19 protein-coding genes are annotated in these 25,051 nt (G+C 63.4%); 5 read left to right on the forward strand and 14 right to left on the reverse strand.

Annotated elements, in window-relative coordinates; genetic code table 11:
- Window positions 1–50: 50 nt before the first annotated feature.
- The 7 genes from ACUN9V_RS12305 to ffh form a co-directional block, all read right to left on the reverse strand.
- Complete coding sequence (locus tag ACUN9V_RS12305) at window positions 51–809, reverse strand: DsbC family protein (protein WP_445511600.1); 759 nt, start codon at window positions 807–809, stop codon at window positions 51–53.
- A 2-nt stretch (window positions 810–811) separates the two neighbouring features.
- Entirely contained in the window at window positions 812–1,699 is an 888-nt protein-coding gene (xerD, locus tag ACUN9V_RS12310) for a site-specific tyrosine recombinase XerD (RefSeq protein WP_445511601.1), read from the reverse strand.
- A 169-nt stretch (window positions 1,700–1,868) separates the two neighbouring features.
- Complete coding sequence (rplS, locus tag ACUN9V_RS12315) at window positions 1,869–2,225, reverse strand: 50S ribosomal protein L19 (protein ID WP_445511602.1); 357 nt, start codon at window positions 2,223–2,225, stop codon at window positions 1,869–1,871.
- A gap of 156 nt (window positions 2,226–2,381) precedes the next feature.
- Complete coding sequence (trmD, locus tag ACUN9V_RS12320; protein ID WP_445511636.1) at window positions 2,382–3,161, reverse strand: tRNA (guanosine(37)-N1)-methyltransferase TrmD; 780 nt, start codon at window positions 3,159–3,161, stop codon at window positions 2,382–2,384.
- A 47-nt stretch (window positions 3,162–3,208) separates the two neighbouring features.
- A complete protein-coding gene (rimM, locus tag ACUN9V_RS12325) occupies window positions 3,209–3,838 on the reverse strand; it encodes a ribosome maturation factor RimM (protein ID WP_445511603.1) in 630 nt (209 codons plus the stop codon).
- An 11-nt stretch (window positions 3,839–3,849) separates the two neighbouring features.
- A complete protein-coding gene (rpsP, locus tag ACUN9V_RS12330) occupies window positions 3,850–4,101 on the reverse strand; it encodes a 30S ribosomal protein S16 (protein WP_075560779.1) in 252 nt (83 codons plus the stop codon).
- 174 nt (window positions 4,102–4,275) lie between these two features.
- Window positions 4,276–5,709, reverse strand: a complete 1,434-nt coding sequence (gene ffh, locus ACUN9V_RS12335; protein ID WP_445511604.1) for a signal recognition particle protein — start codon at window positions 5,707–5,709, stop codon at window positions 4,276–4,278.
- A gap of 325 nt (window positions 5,710–6,034) precedes the next feature.
- Here ffh and ACUN9V_RS12340 point away from each other — a divergent pair, with 325 nt between their 5' ends.
- Entirely contained in the window at window positions 6,035–6,838 is an 804-nt protein-coding gene (locus tag ACUN9V_RS12340; protein ID WP_445511605.1) for a cytochrome C assembly family protein, read from the forward strand.
- 108 nt (window positions 6,839–6,946) lie between these two features.
- The gene (locus ACUN9V_RS12345) at window positions 6,947–8,230 is read left to right on the forward strand and encodes an HlyC/CorC family transporter (RefSeq protein ID WP_445511606.1); all 1,284 of its coding nucleotides are present in this window, start codon (window positions 6,947–6,949) and stop codon (window positions 8,228–8,230) included.
- Window positions 8,231–8,237: 7 nt separating this feature from the next.
- Here ACUN9V_RS12345 and ACUN9V_RS12350 read toward each other — a convergent pair whose 3' ends face one another.
- Together ACUN9V_RS12350 and ACUN9V_RS12355 are read right to left on the reverse strand one after the other, a co-directional pair.
- A complete protein-coding gene (locus tag ACUN9V_RS12350; protein WP_445511607.1) occupies window positions 8,238–10,139 on the reverse strand; it encodes an MFS transporter in 1,902 nt (633 codons plus the stop codon).
- Window positions 10,136–10,750, reverse strand: a complete 615-nt coding sequence (locus ACUN9V_RS12355) for a TetR/AcrR family transcriptional regulator (RefSeq protein WP_075560774.1) — start codon at window positions 10,748–10,750, stop codon at window positions 10,136–10,138. The genes ACUN9V_RS12350 and ACUN9V_RS12355 overlap by 4 nt, the downstream gene beginning before the upstream one ends.
- A 313-nt stretch (window positions 10,751–11,063) precedes the next feature.
- On the opposite strand from ACUN9V_RS12355, the gene ACUN9V_RS12360 reads away from it, so the two are divergent.
- Window positions 11,064–11,738 carry an SOS response-associated peptidase gene (locus ACUN9V_RS12360; protein ID WP_445511608.1) on the forward strand — a complete coding sequence of 225 codons (675 nt, stop codon included), beginning with the start codon at window positions 11,064–11,066 and terminating at the stop codon, window positions 11,736–11,738.
- Window positions 11,739–11,888: 150 nt separating this feature from the next.
- Window positions 11,889–14,822 (forward strand): insulinase family protein, encoded by a 2,934-nt coding sequence (locus ACUN9V_RS12365; protein WP_445511609.1) that lies wholly within the window; start codon window positions 11,889–11,891, stop codon window positions 14,820–14,822.
- A 99-nt stretch (window positions 14,823–14,921) separates the two neighbouring features.
- Here the strand turns inward: ACUN9V_RS12365 and ACUN9V_RS12370 are convergent, their stop codons facing one another.
- The 5 genes from ACUN9V_RS12370 to minC all read right to left on the reverse strand — a co-directional run bounded on the left by ACUN9V_RS12370 (window position 14,922) and on the right by minC (window position 21,966).
- Window positions 14,922–18,239, reverse strand: coding sequence for an autotransporter outer membrane beta-barrel domain-containing protein (locus ACUN9V_RS12370; RefSeq protein WP_445511610.1), 3,318 nt, complete (start codon window positions 18,237–18,239; stop codon window positions 14,922–14,924).
- Window positions 18,240–18,391: 152 nt separating this feature from the next.
- Entirely contained in the window at window positions 18,392–19,900 is a 1,509-nt protein-coding gene (gene sbcB, locus ACUN9V_RS12375) for an exodeoxyribonuclease I (RefSeq protein WP_445511611.1), read from the reverse strand.
- 176 nt (window positions 19,901–20,076) lie between these two features.
- Complete coding sequence (minE, locus tag ACUN9V_RS12380) at window positions 20,077–20,346, reverse strand: cell division topological specificity factor MinE (RefSeq protein WP_075560770.1); 270 nt, start codon at window positions 20,344–20,346, stop codon at window positions 20,077–20,079.
- Entirely contained in the window at window positions 20,343–21,164 is an 822-nt protein-coding gene (gene minD / locus ACUN9V_RS12385) for a septum site-determining protein MinD (protein WP_075560769.1), read from the reverse strand. The genes minE and minD overlap by 4 nt, the downstream gene beginning before the upstream one ends.
- A 46-nt stretch (window positions 21,165–21,210) precedes the next feature.
- Window positions 21,211–21,966, reverse strand: a complete 756-nt coding sequence (minC, locus tag ACUN9V_RS12390; protein ID WP_445511612.1) for a septum site-determining protein MinC — start codon at window positions 21,964–21,966, stop codon at window positions 21,211–21,213.
- A gap of 312 nt (window positions 21,967–22,278) precedes the next feature.
- Between minC and ACUN9V_RS12395 the strand changes: the two genes are divergently transcribed.
- Window positions 22,279–25,047: a DUF349 domain-containing protein gene (locus ACUN9V_RS12395; protein WP_445511613.1), complete on the forward strand. Its 2,769-nt coding sequence runs from the start codon at window positions 22,279–22,281 to the stop codon at window positions 25,045–25,047.
- The last annotated feature ends 4 nt before the right edge of the window (window positions 25,048–25,051 follow it).

The following is a 25,051-nucleotide window of genomic DNA, read 5'->3' on the forward strand; positions in this document are numbered from 1 at the left end:
AAACCCCAGCGCCCCTTGTCAAGCTGGCGCGCGGGGTTTCGCCGCCGGGATCAGCTATCGCCATCGGCCTCGACGTTCAGCATCGTCGCCAGACGTTTTGCCGGCAGGTAACCCGGTACCATCTTGCCGTCGGGGAAGATGATCGCGGGCGTACCCTGAATACCCGATTCGACCCCCAACTGATACTGGGAGGCGATCGGCGCTTCACAGCTGGCGGAGCTCTTCACGCTGTCGCCGCGGAACGCCGCGCTCATCGCCTCGGAACGGTTGTCGGAACACCATACGTCGGCCAGCTGTCGCGCCGCATCCGAATTGGGGCCCATGCGCGGAAAGGCCAGATAGTCGACCTCGATTCCCATGTCGTTGAGCTGGGACATCTCGGCATGCAGTTTGTGGCAGTAGGGGCAGGTCGGATCGGTGAACACGGTGAGCCTGGCCTTGACCTCTCCGGCCGGCTTGTAGACCACGCGCTCGTCCTCGGGCACGGCGTCGACTAGCGCTCGGCGGCGCTCGTTGGCCGCCTGCTCGGTGAGATTGACCATTCCGTCGTCGGCGTTCTGGTAGAGATCGCCGACGATCATGTACTGGCCTTCGGCGTCCGAATAGAGCGTATTGCCGCCGCGCAGACGTACTTCATACAGCCCCGGGACCGGCGAGTCGTCGATGGCCTCGATCGGGAGCGGCTGTCCGCTGTGCGCATTGAGCTTGTCGGCCAGATCGGCCGGGGGCTCGGCAAACGCACTGGGTGCCATGGCGGAGGCCAGAGAAAGGCCCGCCAGGGCGAGTGCGGACAGAAAACGACTTCTCATGTTCAACCTCTTGGATGGTGTTGGGCGTGCAGCGCTTCCAGCCGCGCCTGGGCCACGTGGGTATAGATCTGCGTGGTCGATAGATCACTGTGACCCAGCAGTAACTGTACGACACGCAAATTGGCCCCATGATTCAATAAATGCGTGGCGAAGGCGTGGCGCAGCGTATGCGGAGACAGCGGTTTGTCGATAGCCGCGAGCTGCGCGTAGTGCTTGAGACGATACCAGAACGTCTGGCGAGTCATGAAACCATCATGACGCCCCGGAAACAGCGGCGGCTGGCGGATGTCATGCATCAACTCGTTACGACCCTGGCGCAGATAGCGCTCGACCCACGCCAGCGCCTCTTCGCCCAACGGCACCAGGCGCTCCTTGTCGCCCTTGCCGCGCACCAGCACCACGCCCTGGCGCAGATTGACCGCCGCGACGGTCAGCTCCACCAGTTCCGTGACCCGTAGCCCGCAGGCGTAGAGCACTTCCAGCATGGCGCGATCACGCAGGCCCAGGGCAGTTTCGACGTCCGGCGCCTCCAGCAGTCGGTCGACGTCGTGCTCCTCGAGCGTCGACGGTAACCCGGGCTGCACTCGGGGCGGCCGAATCTCCGCCAGCGGATCGTAATTCATCAGGCTCTCGGCCAGCGCCCAGCGGTAGAAGCGACGCAGGCAGGAGAGCTGACGGGCGATGGAGCGTGCATGGTAGCGCTCGCGACACGTCTCGACGAAGTCGCTCAGCGTGGTATCGCCGGGCGCCAGCAGCCGTTCGTTCTGCGCGTCGAGATAGACGATCCATGCCGTCAGATCGCGGCGATAGGCACTCAGCGTATGTTCGCTGACACCCCGCTCCAGCCACAGCGCATCGAGGAAGGCATCGCGTCGGTCGTGATCGTTCATGCGGCTCCCGGACGGAAAGTGACGGAACAAGACGGAGGATGACGATGACAGAAAGCGTGCCATCATAACGCGGAAACCCCGCGAGCCGAGTGGCTCGCGGGGTTTCCGTTGGTCCTGCCAGGCACGCTCCGGCGAAAGTAGGAGCGCGTGGATCAGCGCCGTACGCTGATCAGCCCAGCTTTTCCTTGATCCGCGCAGACTTGCCGCTACGCTCACGCAGATAGTACAGCTTGGCCTGACGCACGTCACCGCGACGCTTGACTTCGATACCGGCCACCAGCGGGCTGTAGGTCTGGAACGTACGCTCGACGCCGACACCGTGGGAAATCTTGCGCACAGTGAAAGCGGAGTTGAGGCCGCGGTTACGCTTGCCGATCACGACGCCTTCGAAAGCCTGCAGACGCTCACGAGTCCCTTCCACCACCTTGACCTGGACGATGATGGTATCGCCAGGGGCGAACGCCGGAATTTCCTTGCCCATCTGCTCGTCTTCGAGCGCCTGGATCACTTTGCTCTTGCTACTCATGTCTTGCTCCTCGTTGAAGAAACATCCCTGGAGGACGTTTCGTGATCCCGGCGCCCGCCAGTAAGGGTCGGGGCGGAATCGGACTCGTGGGTGACGCATGTCGACGATCGCTCTATTCAGAGATCCCCATCCGGAGATTCGCGAACAGCTATCGCCTCATGCACCGCCGTCGCGGAAGGAAGGGCTTCCTGCGACGTGTTCATCGATGAATTCATCGAGCAACTTGCGCTGCTCACGATCCAACGTTCGGCTCTCCAACAGATCCGGACGCCTGAGCCAGGTGCGCCCGAGAGATTGCTTCAGTCTCCAGCGACGAATCCACTCGTGATTGCCGCTGAGCAGCACGTCCGGCACCCGATGACCATCGATCACTTCGGGCCGCGTATAGTGCGGGCAGTCCAGCAGGCCATCGGCGAACGAATCTTCGCTGGCCGACGCCTCATGCCCCAGCACGCCCGGCACTTCGCGGGCCAGCGCATCAATCATCACCATGGCCGGCAACTCGCCGCCGCTGAGCACGTAATCGCCGATCGACCACTCTTCATCGATATCGGCCTCGACAACGCGCTCGTCGATCCCTTCGTAACGCCCCGCCACGACGATCAATCCGTCACGCGACGCCAGCTCGCGAGCCCCGGCCTGATCCAGCCTGCGCCCCTGAGGCGAGAGATAGATCACGCTAGGCCGATGACCGGCCGCTTCGGCGCCGGCACGCGCGTCGGCCAATGCACCGCGCAACGTATCGACCTTCATCAGCATGCCTGGGCCGCCGCCATAAGGACGATCGTCGACAGTGCGATGCCGATCCGAGGCATAATCCCGAGGGTTCCAGAAAGCCATTTCCAGCAACCCGCGATCCACGGCACGTCCGGTAACGCCATGCCGGGTAATGGCCTCGAACATCTCCGGAAACAGGGAGACGACACCAATCCACACGGTACGCTTCTCCTGGCCGCCGGCCGCCAACCCCTCGATTTCCGAGGTCAGAAGGACGGATCCCACTCCACGATCATGGACTGCGCGCCGAGATCGACCTGAACGATCACGTCGTCAGGCAAAAACGGCAGCAACCGTTCTCGATCATCGAGGCTACCCTCGGAGGGTTTGATCACCAGCACATCGTTGGCGCCGGTCTCGAACAGATGATCGACTCGCCCCAGCTTGACGCCGTCACGGGTCGAAACCTCGAGGCCTTCCAGCTGGTGCCAGTAATATTCGCCGCTATCCAGTTCGGGTAGCGCCGTCTTCTCCATCAACACCTCGGCACCGGCCCACTGCTCGGCCAGCTCTCGGGTGTCGATACCTTCCAGTCGTACCACCAGACCCTTGCCCTGGGGCCGCGCATCGAGCAGGCGCCGTGTCTGGCGCTCGCCGTGCATCGACAACACCCATGTCGGATAGTCGAAGATGCCCTCGGCCGGGCTGGAGTACGAATAGACCTTGAGCCAACCTTTCACACCGTGCGGACTGGTCAGACGCCCCAGCACCACATGCTGCGCCTCCTCGCCCTGCCTGGAGTCAGCCTGTTCGGCATTGCCCTGCGTGGACTTATCCTGCGTGGATTTGTCCAGACTGGGGTTGTCCTGATCAGGCTCGCGAGACGCTTGCGGCATGACGATCGAACTCAGGCCTGAGCCTTGCGAGCTTCTTTGACCAGCTCGGCGACGCGCTCGGAGACCTGCGCACCCTGAGACTGCCAGTGGGTGACGCGGTCCAGATCGACGCGCAGACGCTCTTCCTGGCCGCGAGCGACCGGATTGAAGAAGCCGACGCGCTCGATGAAGCGACCGTCGCGAGAAACGCGAGAGTCGCTGACGGTCAGGTGATAGAAGGGACGCTTCTTGGCGCCACCACGTGCCAGACGAATGGTTACCATTGCGTTGATAATCCTTCGGTTAAGTTAATCGTTACGCCACGAAATCAAGTCTTCTCGAACACTAGCCCGAGACGAAGACGCAGCATTCTACGGAAAAGGCCGCGTCTTGGGAACCTTTTGTTGAGATCGGCGAAAGCGTCGATCCCGAAGCGGGTGCCGGGTCCAGCGCAAGCCTCAGCGGCGCGGAAAACCGCCGCCGCCCATGCCACCCATACCCCCGGGACCGCCCATGCCACCAGGACCGCCCGGGCCTCCGGAACCACCCCCGCCCATCATGCCGGACATCCCGCGCATCATCTTTTGCATGCCGCCCTTCTGCCCGGCTTTCTTCATCATCTTCTGCATCTGCTTGTGCTGTTTGAGCAAACGGTTGAGATCCGGCACCTGGAGGCCGGCACCGGTGGCGATACGGCGCTTGCGCGAGCCATTGATGATCTCGGGCTTGCGACGTTCCTGAGGCGTCATCGAGTTGATCAGCGTCTCGAGCTTGCCGAACTCCTGCTCGGCGCCCTTGTTCTGAGCCATGTCCGCCATCTGCCCCATGCCCGGCATCTTGGACATCAACCCGCCCATGCCACCCATCTTCTTGAGCTGCTGGAGCTGATCGCGGAAGTCCTCGAGATCGAAGCCCTGGCCCTTCTTGACCTTCTTGGCCAGGCGTTCGGCCTTGCCCTTGTCGACGTTGCGCTCGGCTTCCTCGATCAGCGACAGCATGTCGCCCATGCCGAGGATCCGCGAGGCCACGCGATCGGGGTGGAAGGGTTCGAGGGCATCGACCTTCTCGCCCATGCCCATGAACTTGATCGGTTTGCCGGTGATATGACGGACCGACAGTGCGGCACCGCCACGCGCGTCACCGTCGGCCTTGGTCAGGATCACCCCGGTCAACGGCAGGGCATCACTGAACGCCTTGGCGGTATTGGCGGCATCCTGACCGGTCATGGCATCGACGACGAACAGCGTCTCCTGCGGCTGAATCGCCTGATTCAACGCCTGGATCTCGGCCATCATCGCCTCGTCCACCGCCAGTCGGCCGGCGGTATCGACGATCACCACGTCATGGAACTGGATCTTGGCGTGCTTGATCGCCGCCTCGGCGATCGCCACCGGCTGCTGGGCGCTGGTCGACGGGAAGAAATCGACCTCGACTTCTTTCGCCAGCGTCTCGAGCTGGTCGATGGCCGCGGGGCGGTAGACGTCGGCCGAGACCACCAGCACCTTCTTGTTCTCGCGCTCGCGCAGGTACTTGGCCAGCTTGGCGACGGAGGTCGTCTTGCCCGCACCCTGAAGGCCGGCCATCAGCACCACGGCGGGTGACCCTCGAAGCATCAGCGCCTCGTTGGCCTGCCCCATGATCGCTTCCAGCTCCTGCTGGACGATCTTGACGAACTGCTGACCCGGCGAGAGGCTTTTCGACACCTCCTGCCCGACCGCACGTTCGCGAACGCGGTCGACGAAATCCTTGACCACCGGTAGCGCGACGTCCGCTTCCAGCAGCGCCCGGCGCACTTCACGCAGGGTGTCCTTGATGTTGTCTTCGGTCAGACGCGCCTGGCCGGTGATCGACTTGAGCGTCTGCGAGAGACGATTGGAGAGACTTTCGAACATGGAACGCTCCGGGCGACGATGCCTGGCGCCACCGTTGCTCGAAACAAGCTCGCGGCGCCGCTAGAAGGAATGTGGCAGACATTATACGCATGGATGGCGCTTGGCTCCATGCAACGAGAAGGGATGAGGAAGTCGCCGAGCAGGGATATGGCCGTGGCACGATGCCGAGGCTAGCGCTGGGCGAGGTGGCGGTGATTGGGTATAGTAGCGGCGAAACGCGATTGGCTATCATCTAGCCAACCCGCATCTCAAACTCTTTCATCGTCATGGCGGCTACTGGCAACGATCCGCTAGTCAGAAGACCGCCCACAAGGCCAAAACACCGATGCCGGCGCTTCCTTTCGCCCTTGTCGCCATTATCTGCTATCTCGCCGCCGGGCTGTGGCAAAGCCTGAGTCTTGCCCGCCGCGTCGCCGAACGTCCGAACTGGGTTCGCGGAGTCGGACTGATCGCCCTGGTCTGCCACAGTCTCATCGTTGGCCTGGCCATCATCGGCCCGCAAGGGCTGCACCTGGGACTGACCCAGAGCGCCGCGCTGGTCGGCTGGCTGGTCGTGGCGCTGCTGCTGCTGGCCAGCCTGTTCAAGCCCGTGCTCAATGCCGGCGTGTGCGTATTTCCGCTGGCCGCGATCACCATCGTCGGCGTGGTCGGCATGCCGAGCCGAATGATCGAATCCGGCGTCTCTCCCGGCCTCTACTTTCATATCCTGAGTTCGATCGCGGCGTTCTCGTTTCTCGCCATTGCCGCCGTCCAGGCGGCGCTACTGGGCTTCCAGCATCACGCTCTCAAGCGCCGCCACACCGGCGGCATCGTCCAGGTTCTACCGCCGTTGACCCGCATGGAACAGCTGCTGTTCGAACTGATCTGGTGCGGCATGCTGCTGCTGACGGTCGCCATCATCAGTGGCTTCCTGTTCGTCGACAATCTGTTCGCCCAGCATCTGGCCCACAAGACCATTCTGTCGCTACTGGCATGGCTGATCTTCGCCGGCCTGCTGGCAGGCAATCACTATCTGGGCTGGCGTGGCCAGAAGGCGGTGCGCTGGACGCTGACCGGCGTCGCCGTGCTGGTGCTGGCCTTCTTCGGCACCAAGTTCGTGCTCGAGTACATCTTCCATTACAACGCCTGATTGGCACCCCGGGCCGATAGGCGTGATCCTGTGCGGCCATCGGCGACGTTGACAGCGTTCAGCCAACGCCCTACAACGATCTGACAACTCCACGAGGAATTTCCCGCCTTGAGCGATGACATACCCTTGGGCCTCATGCTGGGCCTGCTCTTCATCCTGGTTTGCCTGTCAGCATTCTTCTCCAGTTCCGAAACCGGCATGATGTCGATCAATCGATATCGGCTGAATCATCGAGCCAATGCCGGATCCCGCTCGGCCATTCGTGTCGTCGAACTGCTCAAGCGCCCCGACCGTCTGCTGGGCGTGATCCTGATCGGCAACAACCTGGTCAACAACCTCGCCGCCTCCATCGCCACCATCGTCGCCATTCATTTCTTTGGTGACGTTTCCGGGCCGGCGATCGCCACCCTGGCGCTGACGATCGTGGTGCTGATTTTTGGTGAAGTGACACCCAAGACCTACGCAGCGATCAAGCCCGATCGCGTCGCGCTCCCCGCCTCGCTGATACTGGCGCCGCTGTTGCGGCTATTCTATCCCGTCGTGTGGCTGGTCAATGCCGTCTCCAACGGCTTGCTGCGTTTGATGGGCGTACGCCATCTGGATGCCAGCGCCGACAGCCTGACTCGCGACGAACTGCGCAGCGTGGTGCATGAAGCGGGATCGCTGATTCCCGGCCGTCACCAGGCGATGCTGCTGTCGATCCTCGATCTGGAAAATGTCACGGTCAACGACATCATGGTGCCGCGTCACGAGATCGTCGGCCTCGATCTCGACGACGACCTGGAAACCCTGCTTGCCCAGATGCGTCAGAGTCAGCACACCCGGCTGCCGATCTTCAAGGGCGACATCAACAACATCATCGGCATCCTGCATCTGCGCAATGCCGCACGCTTTCTCTCCAAGCCCGATCTGAACAAGGCAGCGATCGTGCAGGAAGCCCGCGAGCCTTATTTCATCCCCGAGTCGACGCCGCTGCATACGCAATTGCTCAACTTCCAGCGGCAGAAGCGCCGGATCGGCGTGGTCGTCGATGAGTACGGTGACGTGCAGGGTCTAGCGACACTGGAAGACATTCTGGAAGAGATCGTGGGCGAGTTCACCACCGATGTGGCCGGCACCTATCGCGAGATTCACCCCCAGGCGGACGGGGGCTACGTGATCGAAGGCACGGCCAACATTCGCGAGGTCAACAAGGCGCTGGGCTGGGAGCTACCGACCGATGGCCCCAAAACCCTCAACGGCCTGATCCTGGAGGAGCTCGAATCCTTTCCCGACGCCCAGGCCTGCCTGCAGATCGGCACGACGCGCCTCGAGATTCTCGAGATCGGAGACAACCTGATCACTTCAGTACGTTGCTGGCAGCAGGGCGTTCGACGCCGCAGTAGCGAATAGACGGATTCTAGATCGGGCCGCCCGGATGCCGGGACAGGCTCAGGTCGGCCGCGCGCTTGAGCCCACGAACGCGACGCTCCAGCGTTCTTCGCGGCGAATGGCCGGCCGGAATCGCCTCCCCGAAGACCAGCAGGACCCGGGCTCGCAGTCGTCGCGGCCGTTTGGTCAGCGCCTTGCCATCCTTGTTGGAGGTCCACGACCCCCACAATCCCGACAGCGCCGCCGGCACCACCGGCACCGGGTCCCGTGCCAGCATCAGGTCCAGCCCGCGGCGAAAGGCGTGCACCTCGCCGTCCGGCGTCAGTCGACCTTCCGGAAAGACCATCACCACCTCGCCATTGCGCAGCGCTCGACTGACCTCTTCCAGGGCACGACGAACCCCACCCGGGTCCCGCCGATCGGAGTCGACGGGGATCGCCCCGGCGATCCGGAAAAACCAGTGAATCCAGGGGTTTTCGTAAATCGGCCGATCCATCATGAAGCGTAGCGGGCGCGGACAAGCGCCACCCAGCACCAGCGCATCCATGAAGCTGACGTGATTGCACACCACCAACGCCGGACCGGTCGCGGGCACATGTTGCCGACCGCGACAGCGCAGCCGATAGAGCAACTGAACCAGCACGAAGATCAACAGCCGCAGCGCAGGGCGCGGATTGCGCAACAGCAGCGCCACGCCCACCAGCAGCGACAGCCACCCGAGGCAGGCGAACAGCACGGTGAGCGACAACCCCAGCACGCTCAGCATCACGATTCCGAAGACCGCGGAAAGAATCATGAACAGCGCGTTGAGAATATTGTTGGCGGCGATCATGCGGGCGCGACGCTCTTCACGACTGGCCAACTGCATCAGGGTATAGAGCGGCACGCTGTAGAGCCCCCCACCGAGACCCACCAGCCCGAGCAGGGTGCTCATGCGCCAGAACTCGGTCAGCGTCAGCAGTTCCGAGAGCACCAGCGTCTCGCCACCGAAGTCCGTCTGCGAGGCCAGCTCGATACCGGAGACGCCGATCACCAGCGCCCCGATCGGCACCAGCCCCAGTTCCAGACGGCCGGCCGACAACCGCGAGCAGAGCAGGGCTCCGAGCCCGACCCCGACTGCGAAGGCGCCCAGCAGGAAGCTGACTGCGCCCTCGCTGCCGTGAACGACATCACGCACCCAGGCCGGCAACTGGGTCAGATAGCAGGCCCCCAGAAACCAGAAGAAACTGATACCGATCAGTGCCGGACGCACTTTTTTCTCGGCAAGCCCGTCGCGCATGACATGCCAGGTTCCCGACAGCGGTCGCCAGGCAACGCGACCGCTGACGCTCGGCGGTGCCGGGGGAATCTTGAGACTGGCAGCGACACCGATGATCGCGATGAGAACCAGGCTGCCGGCAATCGCGGCCCGCTCCAGCGAACCGTCCAGCGATGTCAGCACGCCCGCCAGCAGTGTGCCGAGCAAGATCGACACGAACGTGCCCAGGTTGACCCAGGCGTTGCCCTTGACCAACTCGGTGGCCGCCAGATGCTGCGGCAGAATCGCGTACTTTACCGGGCCGAAAAGCGCTGACTGCGTACCCATCATGAACAGCAGCGCCAGCAGCAAACCGAACAGTTCGAACCAGACCGCCACCGCGGCAGCGATCATCGTCACCAGCTCAAGTAACTTGAGTCGGCGTACGAGTCGTTGCTTGTCGAGGTGATCGGCGAGCGTCCCGCCCCAGGCGGAAAACAGAAAAAAAGGCAGAATGAACAGTCCCGCCGCCAGGTTGTTGAGCAGCCCGGTGTCCCAGCCATAACGGGGAACCGCGACGAAGGTCAGCAACAGCAGCAAGACGTTCTTGAATAGATTGTCGTTGAAAGCACCCAGCGCCTGGGTCCAGAAGAACGGAGCAAACCGGCGCTGGGCCAGCAACCCCCGAATCACGAAGGATCCGGCAGGTAGCGCAGGCCATTCAGGGTCATCGTCAGCAGCTGATCGAGCAGGTCGCCGGCTTCCATCGGCTGCCCCTGCCAGTAGCCGAGGCGATCGTTGAGCCCGAGCTGAACCAGACCATGCACGCTGCCCCACAGCGTGCGCGCCATGCGTTTGGCAGCAACGTCGTCGAGCGCGGGCTGGTATGCCTTGAGAGCGCTTTCGACGCGCAGGAACAGGGCATCGATGATATGGGTCTGGCGTTCGTCCAGCTCCCCTTCGTCCGCCAGCGGATATTCGAACAGCATCTGCCAACGATGGGGTTCATGCTGGGCGAACTGCCAGTAGGCCATCGCCAGGGCCTTGAGCTGGGGAGTCGGCTCGGCATCCTCCAGCCAGGAGACAGCAGCGCCCATACGATCGAGCGTCTCGATATTGACGTACTGGAGCAGGTTGCTGAAGCTGCCGTAGAGTTTGAGCAGCGTGCTCGGCGCGCAACCCACATCGCGAGCCAGCGAGCGCAGCGACAGCGTGTGCACAGGATTTTCACGTAGCCAGGCATCGCAGGCCGCCATGACCTGAGCATGGAGCGCCTCGGGGGCGTGCTGTCGCGGTCGAGCCATAACATCCCTCGCTCGGAATAGTGTCGAAGTGCTGCCGATGCTGCAAAAGCCGGGAAATCTTGTTGTCGACTTAAAATCGAACAGCGTTTCCCAGCATATCGCCATACCGTATAAACGCAAGCGCCATGCGCATTAAGGTGACGATTTCGTAAGACTTTTACGTCGAACACCAATAGCGGCGTCATGCCCTGGGGTCGTCGCGGCGAGCGCAATAACGTCTTGGCCCCGAACTCTCGGTGGCATACGCTGTGGCCCCTGCCACCCGATCATCTGTCATCGATCACCTGTCATCGATCACCAACGAGGAGAGACCATGGCCGGTCGACTGCACGTCGACGACTGGACACGACATCCGACGAGCCCCGCTTTTCGAGCTGTCGATTCGCCGATATTCAGCCCCAACCTGGCGCCCCGCCACTGGCTTTCGATCCTGCGCCAGGAAGCGGAGACGACGGTTCTGCGAGACGCGTTCTGGGGGCTGACGCCAACCTGGCTGAAAGTCCTGGATCAGGCGCCTCACTGCGCCCGTGCCGAGTCGCTCGACGAGCGCCCGATGTTTCGCGAGGCATTGTCCGAACGGCGCTGCCTGGTGCCCGTGACCGGCATCTACGTGTGGCAGGCCGGGCTGCGCGGCAAGCAGCCGTTCCTGGTCACGCATACCGACCGTTCGCCGCTGCTGCTGGCCGGTATCTGGAGTCGCTACGCACCGGAGACCGGTGAATCCCGGGACTCGTTTGCGCTGATCACGGTGCCCGCCACGGAGATCGTCGCCCCCATGAGCGATCGTCTGCCGGCGATCATCGCCGCGTCCCAGGCCGAGACATGGCTATCGCCCGGAACGCCGTCTGGCTCGGCCCGAGAGCTCCTCGGCGCGGCCGACAGGGAACTTCTGGGCGCATTCCCGGTATCTAGACGGGTGAACGATCCCGCCTATCAGGACTGGAACTGCGCCTACCCGATCGGCGCCATGCGGGTGTGGACCGCCTGAAGGATCGCTGGACGTCTTCTACTTCTCTCTTCGTCGTCGCCCTTATTCATCATTGCCCTTGTTCGTCATTGCTTTTGTTCAACATTGCCTTTGTTCAACATTGCCTTTGTTCAACACCGAGCCGATCTTATTCACTACCGAGACAATCATATGCAGGAATCCCGTTCTCGAGCGCTATCACGTGGCTCTCTCTCTCGCGCGTCAGACTTCTCTGACAGCGTTACATCGCTGCGGGCCGGTCTGCGCACCTGGTTCGCTGCCGGCTATCTGGCCATCGGCCTGGCGCTGGCGTTCGTGGTCACGCCGGTAGAAGCCGTCGCCAGCTCCGAATCCGCCGATGCCGCCCAGCCGACCCAGAGTCAACCGCTTCAAGGCCAGCTGATCCAGAGCCCGAATGACGACCGCCAGTACCGCGCGGTGACGCTCGACAACGGACTTCAGGTACTGCTGGTCAGCGACCCTGATGCCGACAAGGCGGCGGCCGCCATGGATGTCTCGGTCGGCAGCGACAACGACCCCGCCGACATGCCAGGGCTCGCGCATTTCCTCGAACATATGCTGTTCCTGGGCACCGAGGGCTATCCCGATCCGGATGGTTATCAGCGCTTCATCAGCCAGAACGGCGGTTCCCACAACGCCTTCACCGCGGATCAGGACACCAATTTCTATTTCGACGTCGACCCGAGCGCCTTTCCCGAAGCTCTCGACCGCTTCTCGCAGTTCTTCGTATCGCCACAGTTCAATCCGGACTACGTCGATCGCGAGCGACACGCGGTGAACTCCGAGTATCAGGCGCGGCGCGACGACGATGCCCGGCGGATCAATGAGGCGCTGGGCAAGGCGCTCAATCCCGATCATCCGATCAATCATTTCTCGGTCGGCAGCCTGGAAACGCTCAATAGCGACAAACGCCCGCTGCGCCAAGCCCTGCTCGATTTCTATCATCAGCACTACGACGCCAACGTCATGCATCTGGCCGTGCTGGCACCGGAGTCGCTGGATGCCATGGAGCAGCAGGTTCGCCAGCGCTTCGCTGCGGTACCCGACCGCGAGCTGAAAAAGCCGGTCATCGATCAACCGCTGGCCAGGGATGGCGATCTCCCGGCGTCACTGCGCATCAAGACCAACGAGGCACGGCGCCAGCTCGAGTTCCTGTTCCCCATCGATGACCCGATCCTCGAGTACGCCGACAAGCCGGACGATTATCTCGCCAACCTGCTGGGTCACGAAGGTGAAGGCAGCCTGCTGGCCGCTCTACGCAAGGCCGGCTGGGCCGACGGGCTCTCCGCCGGCACGACCCAGAGCGACGGCGAGCATGCGCTGTTCGATATTTCCATCAGCCTGACGCCGGAGGGCGAGCAGCATCTCGACGACATCCAGGCGAGCCTGTTCGAACAGATCCGACGTATTCGCGATCACGGCGTCGACGCCTGGCGCTACGACGAACAAGCGAAGCTGGCCGAGCAGAGCTTCCGTTTTCAGCAGCGCAGCGAGCCGATCGATACCGTCAGCGGCATGGCAATGAGCCTGGCGCACTATCCGCTCCAGGATGTGCAGTACGCGCCCTACCGCATGGATCGTTTCGACAAGGCGGCGATCGACGACACTCTCGACCGGCTGACACCGGACAACCTGCTGCGGGTCTACAGCGGACCGGACGTCTCGGGTGACGAAACCACACAGTACTTCGCGACGCCCTACACCTTGACGCGTCGCGACGACTGGCCTCGCGGAACGTCACTCGACGGACTGGCGCTTCCCGAGCCCAACCCCTATATCGCCGAGGACCTGAGCGTCCAGCCGTTCGATAGCGCCGAACCCGCGCGCCTCGTCGACTCACCCAGCGTCGAGATCTGGCACCAGGCCAACAGCGCATTCGGCGCCCCGCGGGTCGAGTGGCGCTTCAGCCTGCAGAACCCCGATGCCACTCAGGACGCCCGCTACGCCGCGCTGACGCGCCTGCTGGCCGGATGGTTGAACGACGGCCTCAACGAGCGCTTCTATCCCGCGTCGCTGGCGGGCCAGGATTTCGCCGCCTACGCTCACGGCCGTGGCATCACCCTGGCGTTTTCCGGCTGGCGCGACCATCAGGATCGACTGATGCAGACCGTCGTCGAGCAGCTCGAGCAGGGCGAGATCACCGCCGACAGCATTGCCCGAGTCAAGCAAGGGCTGAAACGTAGTTGGGAGAATGCCCCGCAGGACGCGCTCTACCAGCAGGCGCAGCGAACACTGGGCGAAGCCCTGATGCGACCCCAGATCAGCACCCGCAACATGCTGGCCGCGCTCGACGGCCTCGGCGTGGAGGATGTACGCGACTATCGTCAGCGATTCCTGAGTCAGCTCTACGTTCAGGCCATGGCGGTGGGCAACCTCGATGCCACGCTTGCCAGGCGCGAAGGGTTACTGGTCGCCAACGCGCTGGCGCCCCAACTTCACGCCGACGACATCCCGCCATTGAGCGTGCTCGATGTGCCGTCGAACGCTCCGGCGCTGCACCCCGCAACAACACGAAATGACGCCGCCGTGCTGCGCTATCTTCAGGGCCCCGATCTCTCGCTGCAGAGCCAGGCCAGTCTGGCCGTGATCGGGCAGCTGATCGGCCCCCCGTTCTTTGCCAAACTGCGTACCGACGAGCAGCTCGGGTATATCGTCAGCGCCGGCTACGCGCCGTTCATGGATGCCCCGGGGCTGATGATGCTGGTGCAGTCGCCAAGTGTCGCAAGCGATACCATCGGCCAGCGCATGGACGCTTTCCTGAAGACGTTCGATCAGCGCATCGAGACGCTGAGTGATGACGATCTGGCGCCTTATCGGCAGGCCGTGCGGCAGCAACTGCTGCAGCGCGATCAATCGCTGTCGGCGCGCGCCGACCGGCTATGGCAGACGCTTGCCTATCCGCAGGTCGATTTCGATCGCCGTCAGCAACTGGCTGCACAGGTCGACAAGCTGAGTGTCGAGGAGATCCGCAGCGCCTGGCAGACCCTGCGCCACAGCCCGGCGCTCGACATCACCGCCGACCCGCGCGATCAACCCAGTGACGTCGATGCGCTGACCAGTGACTTCGAGCCTTTGACACAATAGGGCCCGCATCGTCACGGATCCATCAACGCAAAACCCCAGCCGTCTGGCTGGGGTTTCGTCGTTAGCGCAGGCTCGGCGCGGTCGATTACCGGATAGTGCCTAGAAACGTATCTTCAGATTGGCGCCGACACTCTGGTCCCGTGCATCGCTGGCCAGTCTGCCCGTGTAGCCTACCCCCACCGAGGTTGCCGGTGAGAGTGCCATATCGATCCCGGTTTCGAGCGTGATGGCGTCCTCGCCCACCGGAACGGCATCGACCGAAAAGGTGTCCCCGCCCCGGAATGCCTGGTCCGCCGTCGGTGTCCGCTCGCCAAAAGCGTGCTGCCAACCCACCGCCGCCTGCCAACCGGCGTTTACACTGCCGATCTCGAATGGCGTTGTCGACCGCAGCCCCAGCGTCGAAAAGGTAACGTCGGCGTCCCCATCCTGGCCATGCAGGCCCGCCTTTCCGCTCTCCTGATAGCCGTCGCTGTGCAGATCGATATAGGCGAGTCCGGCGTAGGGCTCCAGCCGAATCCGGCCCGCCGTCAGAGAGATGCCGATCTCGCCGAACACTTGAGCGGTGCGAGCATCGTAGGAAGCCTTGGCCGTTTCGAAGTCCGCGACGTCGATCGAGCGGCGCGTGTCGACATCGTGCCAGGATTGCGCCGCACCCAGACGCAGACCCAACGGCCCGAAGGATCGGCCGGCGTAGGCGGCCAGGGTGTAGCTGTCGATATCGGCAGACGAATCGCGACGGTCGACATCGTAGTCCGAGCGGCTATAGCCACCCGCCAAACCGAGTCGCCATGCGCTATCGTCAGCGCCGCCCATCAGCGTATCGACGCCCACGAAAAGCCCATGTGTCGAGCGCTCAAGCCCGGCGGCATTGCCATCGCCGTCACTCTCACCCCAGCCGCCGAACCCTTGCAGCCAGAACCCCGATCGGTCGTTCGACAGTCCTTTCGTCGCCGATGCGGCGCCCGTGGCGATGGCGACGCGTGAGGAACCCGAGTCTGCACGACGCATTCGGTCGAACACGGCCTCGCGCACGAACCGACTCTCCTCGATCAGCCCGGTGCGCGTGCTGGCATGAATCTCGCCGGAAAGCGCGTCGTAATCGTGGCGAAGCTTCGCGGTGTCGGTCGTGCGGATGATCGCGTCATAGATACCGTTGCCCGCACCCAGACTCTCGAGCCCGGCCGCGGTCGCCCGCTGATTATCGGTCGCGGCAAGATCGGCGAAGCGTGTGTCGTTGCGCGTGACCTCGAGCACCACAGCATTCGCCTGATAATCCAGATCGAGATCGAAAAACGGCGAATACGCCTCGGGGTCGGTGTAGCCCCCGCTGACGCCCTCGGCTGCGGTGAGCAGCGTATAGCTCGAGCTCGCGTAAGCGTCATCCGACAGCGGTGTCACGACGAGATCACCCGCCAGCGCCGCCGTGCCATCGACGCGGATTTGATCGGCGCTCCCGGCGCCATCGATCTCCGCCTGATAAGTCGAACCGGCGGTCTGCTGGTAATCGCCGGCCACGTTCAGCTGGCCGACGGAGTGACCGGGTGAAATCGTGCCATCCATGGTCACGTCCCCCAGCGTGCCGTTACCCTCGAGCACGCCATCGGCCGCAACCGCCAGCGCGCCATCCAGTGTGCCGTCAAGGTCGAGACGGCTGCCACTGGCGAGATCGATCCCGTCGGCATACTGCTGAGTACCGGTGAGCCGCCAATCACCCTTGATCGAGAGCGACTCGAAATTGTCGCCGCCGGCGAATTCGCCATCACCGTCGAGCACGATGCTATCGACGCCATCCCCGCCGTCGATGCGACCGTCGAAACTCCCGCCAGTCTCGACGACCAGCGTATCGTCGCCATCGCCGAACGCCAACGCCAGACCGTTACCGCCGGCGATCAGCCCCGAATTGACGACGGTGTCGTCGAAGTCGCCCACCAGCGAAATGCCGTAACCGTCGACGCCTTCGATGGTGCCGCGGTTGACGATCGTGGTCTCGCCATAAGCGCCGCCGCTGCTACCATCGTCGATCAGAATGCCGTTGTCGGCGCCGCTGATTAGCGCACTCTCGTTGGCATTGACGATGGCGCCGCCGCCCATGGCGATCCCTTCGCTCTGATTGGGCGTATCGCCCGGCTTCTGGCCCTTGGCGCCGGTTCCCCGGATCGTGCCGCCGTTGGTGATCTCGCCGATGTAGTCGATATCCACGCCGTCGCCGTCGCCCAGCTCGGAGTCGGTATCGATATCACCGCTGATCAGGCCCTCGTTGACGACCGTTCCATTGCCATCGGAGCCGACACCCGAGCCATTGCGACCCCGGATCGTCGCCCCGGCCGCGTTGTAGACGGTCACATCGACGTCGGTGGTGATGCCGTGGCGCGCGCCGGAGATCGTGCCGCCGGCCAGGTTGTTGATCGTCGCGGCATGGCCTTGAAGATCGACGCCGTCGTTGGAGGCGTCAGGCTCGGCGCTGTTGGAAACGATGGTGCCGGCATTATTGACCGTGGCGCCCTCGCCGGGACGCACGCCATCGGCATCTTCGGCCCGGATTTCGCCGCCGGCGTAGTTGTTGATCGTGACGTCGACCTGGCCGGACTCGATGTGATCGAAATCGATCGCCTGCCCGGCATCGTCGCCGGTGCCGGAGGAGAGAATCAGGCCGTCGTTGTCGACCGTGACGACGCCATTGGCGCCCTGCTGGTCGTCATCGCCATCGATTCGCACGGCGTCGTCGATGGACTCGATGATCCCGGTACTGTCGTTGATCAGATGAAATTCGGAGAGGTTGGCGACATCGGCGACATTGATTGCCCGATTGGCGGAGGCCGTCGACAGAATCCGGCCCGCATTATCGATGCTGATCGTGCCGGTACCCGGGCGAATCGCATCATTGTCGGCGGCCTCGATCAGGCCACTTTCGGCATTGCTGATCGTGACGACGGCCGTCGGCGATTCGATCGAGTCGAAATCCAGAACCTGACCGCCGGCCGAGTGCAGGGTGCCTGCGTTATCGACGGTGATCTTGCCATCGGTGACGTCGGTGTCGACCCGAAAGGCGTCGTCACCCGTTTCAATGACCGCACCGGCGGCGTTGTACAGCGTCAGCGAGCGCTCGCTCTCGTCGCCATCGGTATCAATGCCACGGTCCCGACTGAGAATCGAGCCGGCGTTGGTGATGGATACGCCGGCATCGGGCGACGCCCCGGTCCACTCGATCGCCGTCTCCTCGGTATCGAGCACGGCCCCGGCCTCGATGCTCAACGTATCCGTACCGGTCACGCTGCGAGGTGTCGCTTCGGTGTTGCCACTAGCGAGGGTGTAGACGTCGGCAAGGCTCAGCGCCGGCATCAGTGCCGATAGCGCCGCGGCCGAAAATGACGCTGCCATCAGCGTCACGCCGCGACGCCGTCTGATCTCGATCCCCATGAAAGTCCCCTGATCCCTGCTTGTTGGTTGTCATCAAGGGAATGCAGGCTAGGCAGAGAGTGTGACAACGCGATGACCGACGATAGCGCTTCGGTTCATCACCTTGGACATCGCCCGGGGGTTATGACTTCGAGGATCGGGCCCGGAACGTCTCAGTAGGCGTCGAAGGCCTGTTCCGGCATGATCGATTCGACGTACATCACCAGTTCCTCGAGGACCTGGCGTTCGCGATCCTCGAGCGGGGTCTGATTGAGGCGTTCGATCTCGCGGGCGAAATCCTTGAGCGTCACCCCGCCGCTCTTGGCATCGTTCATCCGCGCCCAGCGGAAGGCGTCCCACTGGGACTTCTCTTCACTGTCGAGCGTGTCCGGATAACTTCGCGCCCGCAGCCGGAACAGCATCTCCTCGAGACGCGGATCCTGAAAGGCGAAAGCGGTGGTCCCCAGGTCATCGGGGGACGTGGCGTGCACGCGCTCCATGACCTGTCGGTCGTGCGGCGAGAAGAAGCCACCGGAATAAAGCATCAGATCGGGATCCGACGGCGGATCCGGTGGCGATTCGGCAAACGCCAGCGCGGCCTTGCTGGAAGACTCGGGATTCTGCACCAGCGCCTGCCAGTGCTGTTCGCAGAGTGCCCGGTCGAGCCCCACACGCTTGGCAACGGCATCGTCGGCCGTGGCGATCGGCAACAGCACCGGGCTGCGGTTGAGGTGGACCACTTTCAGCGGGATGCGCGTCTCGCCCTCGGCCAGCTCGTTGTCGCTGACGAAAATACGCGCGCGAATCTCTTCTGGCGTCAGCGAGAACAGCGGCGCCGGGTCGACGGCAAGATCGTATACGATGACGCCGTTGGGGTTGGATGGATGCATGGCCAGCGGTACGACCAGAGCACTGCAACCGCGACTGGCGGGATATCGCCGGGAAATGTGCAGCATCGGCTTGCGCGCATCGACATCGAGCAGCCCGGCCACGCGTCGTTTGCTGCGCAGCGACAGCAGGTAATCGAAGAATTTGGCATTCCGCGCCCGTAGCAGTCGCGCCAGGCCGATGGTGGCACGCACGTCGGCAAGCGCATCGTGAGCGCCTTCGTGCTCGATGCCGTTGGCCGCGGTCAGATGCTCGAGCTTGAAACTCGGTGCACCGTCTTCACGCTTTGGCCATTCGATACCGTCGGGGCGCACGGCGTGGAAAGCGCGCACGGCATCGATCAGATCCCAACGGGAATTGCCGTTCTGCCATTCACGCGCATAGGGGTCGAACAGGTTGCGATAGAACAGGTGACGGCTGACTTCATCATCGAAGCGCAGGCTGTTGTAGCCCAGCGAGCAGGTGCCGGGAACGCTCATTTCCGCCTGGATGCGCGCAGCGAACTCGACTTCGGGGACGCCACGCCGTAACGCCGCCTGAGGGGTGATACCGGTAATCAGACAGGCTTGAGGGCTGGGCAGGTCATCATCGGCCGGCCGAGCATAGAGCGTCAGCGGCTCGCCGATCTCGTTGAAGTCGGCATCGGTGCGAATCGCTGCGAACTGCGACGCCCGATGCCGGCGCGGATCGGCGCCGAAGGTTTCATAGTCGTGCCAGAGAAAGGTAGGCTCTGCCTGAGGCTGGACTTTTTGGCTCTGGAATTTGTTGCTCTGGGCCCTTCCGCTCTCGGCCATACCGCTCTCCGCCTGCGCAAAAGCCCAAGCCTAGCATAGCCGGCCACACGACTCATGTGCGGCTGCCATGCCAGACCCATTCCTCGAGCGCCCGTCTGTTGGCAAGAGTTGGACAAGAGCCATTGCCGGAAGCCGTCGCCATGAGCCACTGACACGATCATGGTCGACACTGGCAGTCAGCTCTTGGCCGCCTCGCCTTCGTTGGGCAGCGTCACGTTGAGTTCGAGTACCGAGCAGTCGTTGTCGCTGTCGAGGCTGATATTGATGGCATCCTGGTCGACCTTGACGTACCGCCGAATGACCGCGAGCAGCTCCTGCTCCAGCATCGGCATGTAGTCGGGCTGCCCGCGATGCCCGCGCTGATGGGCGACGATGATCTGCAGCCGTTCCTTGGCAACGGATGCCGATTTCTTGCGTTCGCCCTTGAGAAAATCGAGTAGCCTCACCGGCGGCCTCCTCCTCCGAACATGCGTGCGATCAGTCCACGTTTCTGCACCGACTGAAAACGTAGCGGCACGTCTTCACCCATCAGACGCGACACGGTATCCGCGTACGCCTGGCCGGCGTCGCTCTTGTCGTCATGGATGACTGGCACCCCCTGGTTGGAGGCACGCAGTACGGCTTCCGATTCGGGTATCAGACCGACCAGATCGATGGCCAGAATCTCGCGAATGTCATCCAGGTTGAGCATGTCACCGTCATCGACCCGGTTCGGATTGTAGCGGGTGACCAGCAGATGCTCCTTGATCGGTTCACGACCCTGCTCGGCCCGACGCGATTTGGACGACAGCAGCCCGAGAATGCGATCGGAATCTCGAACCGACGAGACTTCCGGGTTGGTGACGACGACGGCCTCATCGGCGAAGTAGAGCGCCAATTGGGCACCGCGTTCGATACCGGCGGGGGAATCGCAGATGATGTAATCGAACTCTTCGGAGAGATCCATCAGCACCTTCTCCACGCCTTCTAGTGTCAACGCATCCTTGTCGCGCGTCTGGGAGGCGGGAAGGATATGCAGATTCTCGGAGCGCTTGTCGCGAATCATGGCCTGCTTGAGGCCGGCCTCGCCCTGGATGACATTGACCAGGTCGTAGACGACTCGGCGCTCGCAACCCATGATCAGGTCGAGGTTACGCAGGCCCACGTCGAAGTCGATGACCACGGTCTTGTTGCCGCGCAGAGCCAGCCCCGTGGCAATGGCCGCCGCACTGGTCGTTTTACCGACGCCACCTTTACCGGATGTTACAACGATGATCTTGGCCAAGATGAACTTCCTGTTGCCCGATAAATGTTGATCACTCTCGCGCCATTCAGGTCAGCGCCGAGATCCTTAACTGGTCTTCCTTGAGCCGCACCTGGACAGAACATCCCAGCATCTTGGGATCGATATCCTCGAGACGCTTGTAAGTCCCTGCCACGGAAAGCAACTCGGCATTCAGATCGTGGCAGAAGATACCGGCCTCACGATCGCCATGGATACCGGCCAGCGCCCGCCCGCGTAAGGGTCCGTAGACGTGGACGCTGCCGGCAGCCAGCACTTCGGCACCGGGATTGACCGCGCCGATCACGACCAGGTCGCCTTCGGAGGCGGAAATCTGCTGGCCGGAGCGCACCGTGCCGCGATGAATACGTCCGCCGGCGTGCGCCGCCGCTTCCGGCACCGGCAGTTCGGCTTCGGCTTCCACCGACGCCTCGACGAGCCGGGATTCGGCGGGTCGCATCTCGACCGCCCGCGGGCGGGTTTCCTGAGGCGGAAACCATCCCAACCCTAATGCCCATGCCGACTGTTTGACCGGATCCGACCCGCCGCGCACGGCCACCGGCAACAGCTTGTGCGCGCGACACACCGCGCAGATGCGCTCGAGCGCGAGATGAGGCTCATCGATCTGCTCGACGCTCAACACCACCGGCGTGTGCTGGAAGAAGGCAGGAGCCTGGCTGACCTTGCCGGCCAGTTGCGCACGAATGCGCTCCGGGTCGCCACTGGCCAATTCCATGACTGTCATCGGCAACATGCCACCTTTGAAGGTAAAGGCAGTATCTGCCCGATCCCTGTTGAGACTCATGACCGAACTCCGCGGCGGGGGAATGGGGTTACGCTAAGCGAGGGCGGACGTCGCTGCAACCGATCATAAGGCTCCTCAGACCTTTTGTCAGGTGTCTCCGCAGACCGACGCACCTGACGATCCCGGACCGATGCATTCATTGGTCGCAGACCGCCGCATCCATCAATACCAGACTTCATCGCAGACCGACGTCCATCAATCGGGCTTTTACCGCCGGCCGTCAGATGGTTAGATAGACAGTTGCCGTCGGCGCCGCCAAGTTGCGAGGCCGACCTTTGCCAGCCTCGTCGTTTTCAGGATGCCACACCGGCCATGCCAGGACTCTTTCAACGTTTTTTCTCTCCCCGCTGGCGGCACAAGGATCCCGCTGTCCGCGCCCAAGCCGCCTCTCAGCTGAGCCCGAACGATCTCGACACGCTGCGACAGCTCGCCCAGGACGAATCGCCCGAGGTTCGCAGGGCAGCCTTGGCGCGAGTGCAGGAACTCGATCCGCTCTTTCAGTGGCACCGCCAATCGCCAAGCGAGGAATCGTTCCAGCGTCTGGTCGACCTGCTCGGCGGTCGCGTATCGCCCAGCCCCGATCTCGATACGCGTCTGGCCAAGGTCGAGCAGCTCGAGGACTTTGCCCTGATCGATGCCCTGATCGTTCACAGCGACAATCAGGCGTTACGCCTGGCGGCGCTGGCGCGTATCGACGATGAAGACCGCCTGATCCACCACGCCAGTGACAACGGCATCACAGCCGTGCGTCACGCCGCCGCCGACCGAGTCACCACCGCGGAAGGGTTGACGCTTCTGGTCAAGCAGGCGCGCCGCGACAAGCAGGTCGCCCGACTCGCCCGTGAGCGTCTGGCACGCCTGCGCTCCGACGCCGAACAGCAGGCCCGGGAAGAGAGCGAGCGCGAACAGCTTCTGGTCACGCTGGAGGCCCAGGCCAATCGGTCCTGGGAACCTACCTTCGAGGCGCGCCTGAAGCACTGGATCAAGAACTGGGACGCGCTGACCAGCAGTGCCGACGAGGAACAGCGAGCTCGGTTCGACGCTGCAGTGGCGCGCTGCCGCCAGCGAGTGGCCGAGCACGAACACCAGTCTCGAGAGATCGAGCGCGTCCAGCGCGAGAAAAGCGAGGCGCAGGCGACTCGCGAAGGCATTCTCGAAGCGCTGAACCAGGCCTTGAGGATCGTGGCTGAAGCCGACCGCCTGACCCCGGAGGTCATGCAGGCGCTGCAAGGCAAATGGCGGCTGCAGGAGGAGCGCTGGCAGGACGTCTCGGATCGCTACGGCGTCAGCGAGTCTTTCCAGCAGCGCTATCTGGCGCTCGACCAGCAGGCGCAATCCATCTGGCAGGCCTGGGAGCGGCTGCAGGCGGAAGCGCCGGCCCTGCGCGAGGGCCTCGAAAAGGACGAGCCGTTGCAGCCCGCGCTCGATCGTCTGGCCTGGCCGGCCGCGCTGCCACCGACCGAGCTGGTCCTCGATGCGCAACGTCAGGCCGCAGCCAGCGAGCGCTACGCCAGCGCGCAGAACGCCGCCAAGGTCGAAGAGCACTGGTCGGATGAGGAGCTCGGCCGCCATCTCGAAGCGCTGACCCAGGAACTCGACCAGGGGCGCTATCGCCCCGCCTCCCAGCTACATCGTCGTCTGCGTCAGCATCTGGAGTCCAGCGAGCAGACGTTGTCTTCGACGCATGAGCAGCTTTACAAGCAGCAGACCGCTCGCCTTGCCGAGCTGCGGGATTGGCGCGGCTTTGCGGCGGCGCCCAAGCGCGAGGCCTTGCTGGCAAATATCGAAGCGCTGGTCGAAGCCCGCGATCAACCGGATGCCGAGCGTCATCGTCGCCACCAGCAGTTGATCCGCGACTGGCGTCTACTCGGTGATGCCGCGGCGACCCGCGACCTGGCCCAGCGTTTCCGCGCCGCCTCCGACGCGCTGCATGCGCAGCTGGCAGACTGGGAAGCCGAGCTGAATTCGCGGGAGCAGGACAATCTGGCCTCCCGCCGAGCTCTCTGCGATCAACTGGAGGCGCTGCTCGCCAACCCTTCCGCGGCGGCCGACCCCGATGGCCTGCGCCGAGTGCGCGATGCCGCCCAGGAACAGTGGGACCATCACTGGCCGATCCCGAAACGCCAGGCGGCTTCCACCGGGCGGCATTACGCCCGCCTTCGCCGCCAGCTACAGGCATTGATCGACGAGCGCGCCGGCGACGTCGCCAATCGCAAGCGGGCACTGGTCGAACAGGCCCGACAACTCGCCGACGACAGCGCACCCGCCACGCAGCGGGCCGAGCAGGCCAAGACGCTGCAACAGCGCTGGCGCGAGATGGGACGCGCCCCCAAAGGGATCGAGCAGACGCTGTGGCAACAGTTCCGTACCCATTGCGATACCATTTTTGCCGCTCGCGACACCGTTCGTGACGAGCAGCAGACACGCCAGCAGCAACGGTTCGACGACATGCAGGCGCTGATCGACCGTCTCGATGCCTGGCAGCCGGAGTCCGGTCGCGAGCGCCACGTGCTCGACGCGGCATTGGCGGAGGCTCAGCGCCTGATTCCGCTGCCACGCAGCCGGCGCAGCGACGGCATGGAAAAGCGCTGGCAAGGCATCGTTCACGCTCGGGAAGTGACGCTGGACCGTCTTGCGCTGGTCGAAGAGGCAAGCCAGTGGTCCGACTACCGGCGCTATCTGCGCCAGGCGATCGCAGGCGAACTCGACACCGCACAACTCGACGGCGACGTACGTCGCGCCTTCGAGGCTCGTCGCGCCCAGCAACGGACGCAGTCCCCGGAAAATGCCGAAGAGAGTCTGCAGCGATGTCTGGTTCAGCTGGCGCTGCTGGCCGGCGATGCGATTCCCGCCGAGCTGGAGCCACTGCGCCTCGAAGTACAGGTGGCAAGACTCAACGATGGCCTGGGTCGCCCGCCCACGCCGCCCGAAGAACTGGAGCAGACGCTACTGCGCCTGCTGTCGATCGCCCCGCTCTCGCTGGAGATCTGGGAGCGCTACGAACCGGCGTTCGACAACGTCATGCGCCATCTCGGACGCACAGGACATCATCATGACGATGAGGCTATTGACATCATCTAATCCA

The organism is Salinicola sp. V024, assembly GCF_052645315.1.

Excerpts from the sequence above, each read along its gene's own strand:
- ACUN9V_RS12305 (WP_445511600.1), bottom strand. The coding sequence starts at position 809 with ATGAGAAGTCGTTTTCTGTCCGCACTCGCCCTGGCGGGCCTTTCTCTG.
- xerD (WP_445511601.1), bottom strand. The coding sequence starts at position 1,699 with ATGAACGATCACGACCGACGCGATGCCTTCCTCGATGCGCTGTGGCTG.
- rplS (WP_445511602.1), bottom strand. The coding sequence starts at position 2,225 with ATGAGTAGCAAGAGCAAAGTGATCCAGGCGCTCGAAGACGAGCAGATG.
- rimM (WP_445511603.1), bottom strand. The coding sequence starts at position 3,838 with ATGCCGCAAGCGTCTCGCGAGCCTGATCAGGACAACCCCAGTCTGGAC.
- rpsP (WP_075560779.1), bottom strand. The coding sequence starts at position 4,101 with ATGGTAACCATTCGTCTGGCACGTGGTGGCGCCAAGAAGCGTCCCTTC.
- ffh (WP_445511604.1), bottom strand. The coding sequence starts at position 5,709 with ATGTTCGAAAGTCTCTCCAATCGTCTCTCGCAGACGCTCAAGTCGATC.
- ACUN9V_RS12340 (WP_445511605.1), top strand. The coding sequence starts at position 6,035 with ATGCCGGCGCTTCCTTTCGCCCTTGTCGCCATTATCTGCTATCTCGCC.
- ACUN9V_RS12355 (WP_075560774.1), bottom strand. The coding sequence starts at position 10,750 with ATGGCTCGACCGCGACAGCACGCCCCCGAGGCGCTCCATGCTCAGGTC.
- ACUN9V_RS12360 (WP_445511608.1), top strand. The coding sequence starts at position 11,064 with ATGGCCGGTCGACTGCACGTCGACGACTGGACACGACATCCGACGAGC.
- ACUN9V_RS12365 (WP_445511609.1), top strand. The coding sequence starts at position 11,889 with ATGCAGGAATCCCGTTCTCGAGCGCTATCACGTGGCTCTCTCTCTCGC.
- ACUN9V_RS12370 (WP_445511610.1), bottom strand. The coding sequence starts at position 18,239 with ATGGGGATCGAGATCAGACGGCGTCGCGGCGTGACGCTGATGGCAGCG.
- sbcB (WP_445511611.1), bottom strand. The coding sequence starts at position 19,900 with ATGGCCGAGAGCGGAAGGGCCCAGAGCAACAAATTCCAGAGCCAAAAA.
- minC (WP_445511612.1), bottom strand. The coding sequence starts at position 21,966 with ATGAGTCTCAACAGGGATCGGGCAGATACTGCCTTTACCTTCAAAGGT.
- ACUN9V_RS12395 (WP_445511613.1), top strand. The coding sequence starts at position 22,279 with ATGCCAGGACTCTTTCAACGTTTTTTCTCTCCCCGCTGGCGGCACAAG.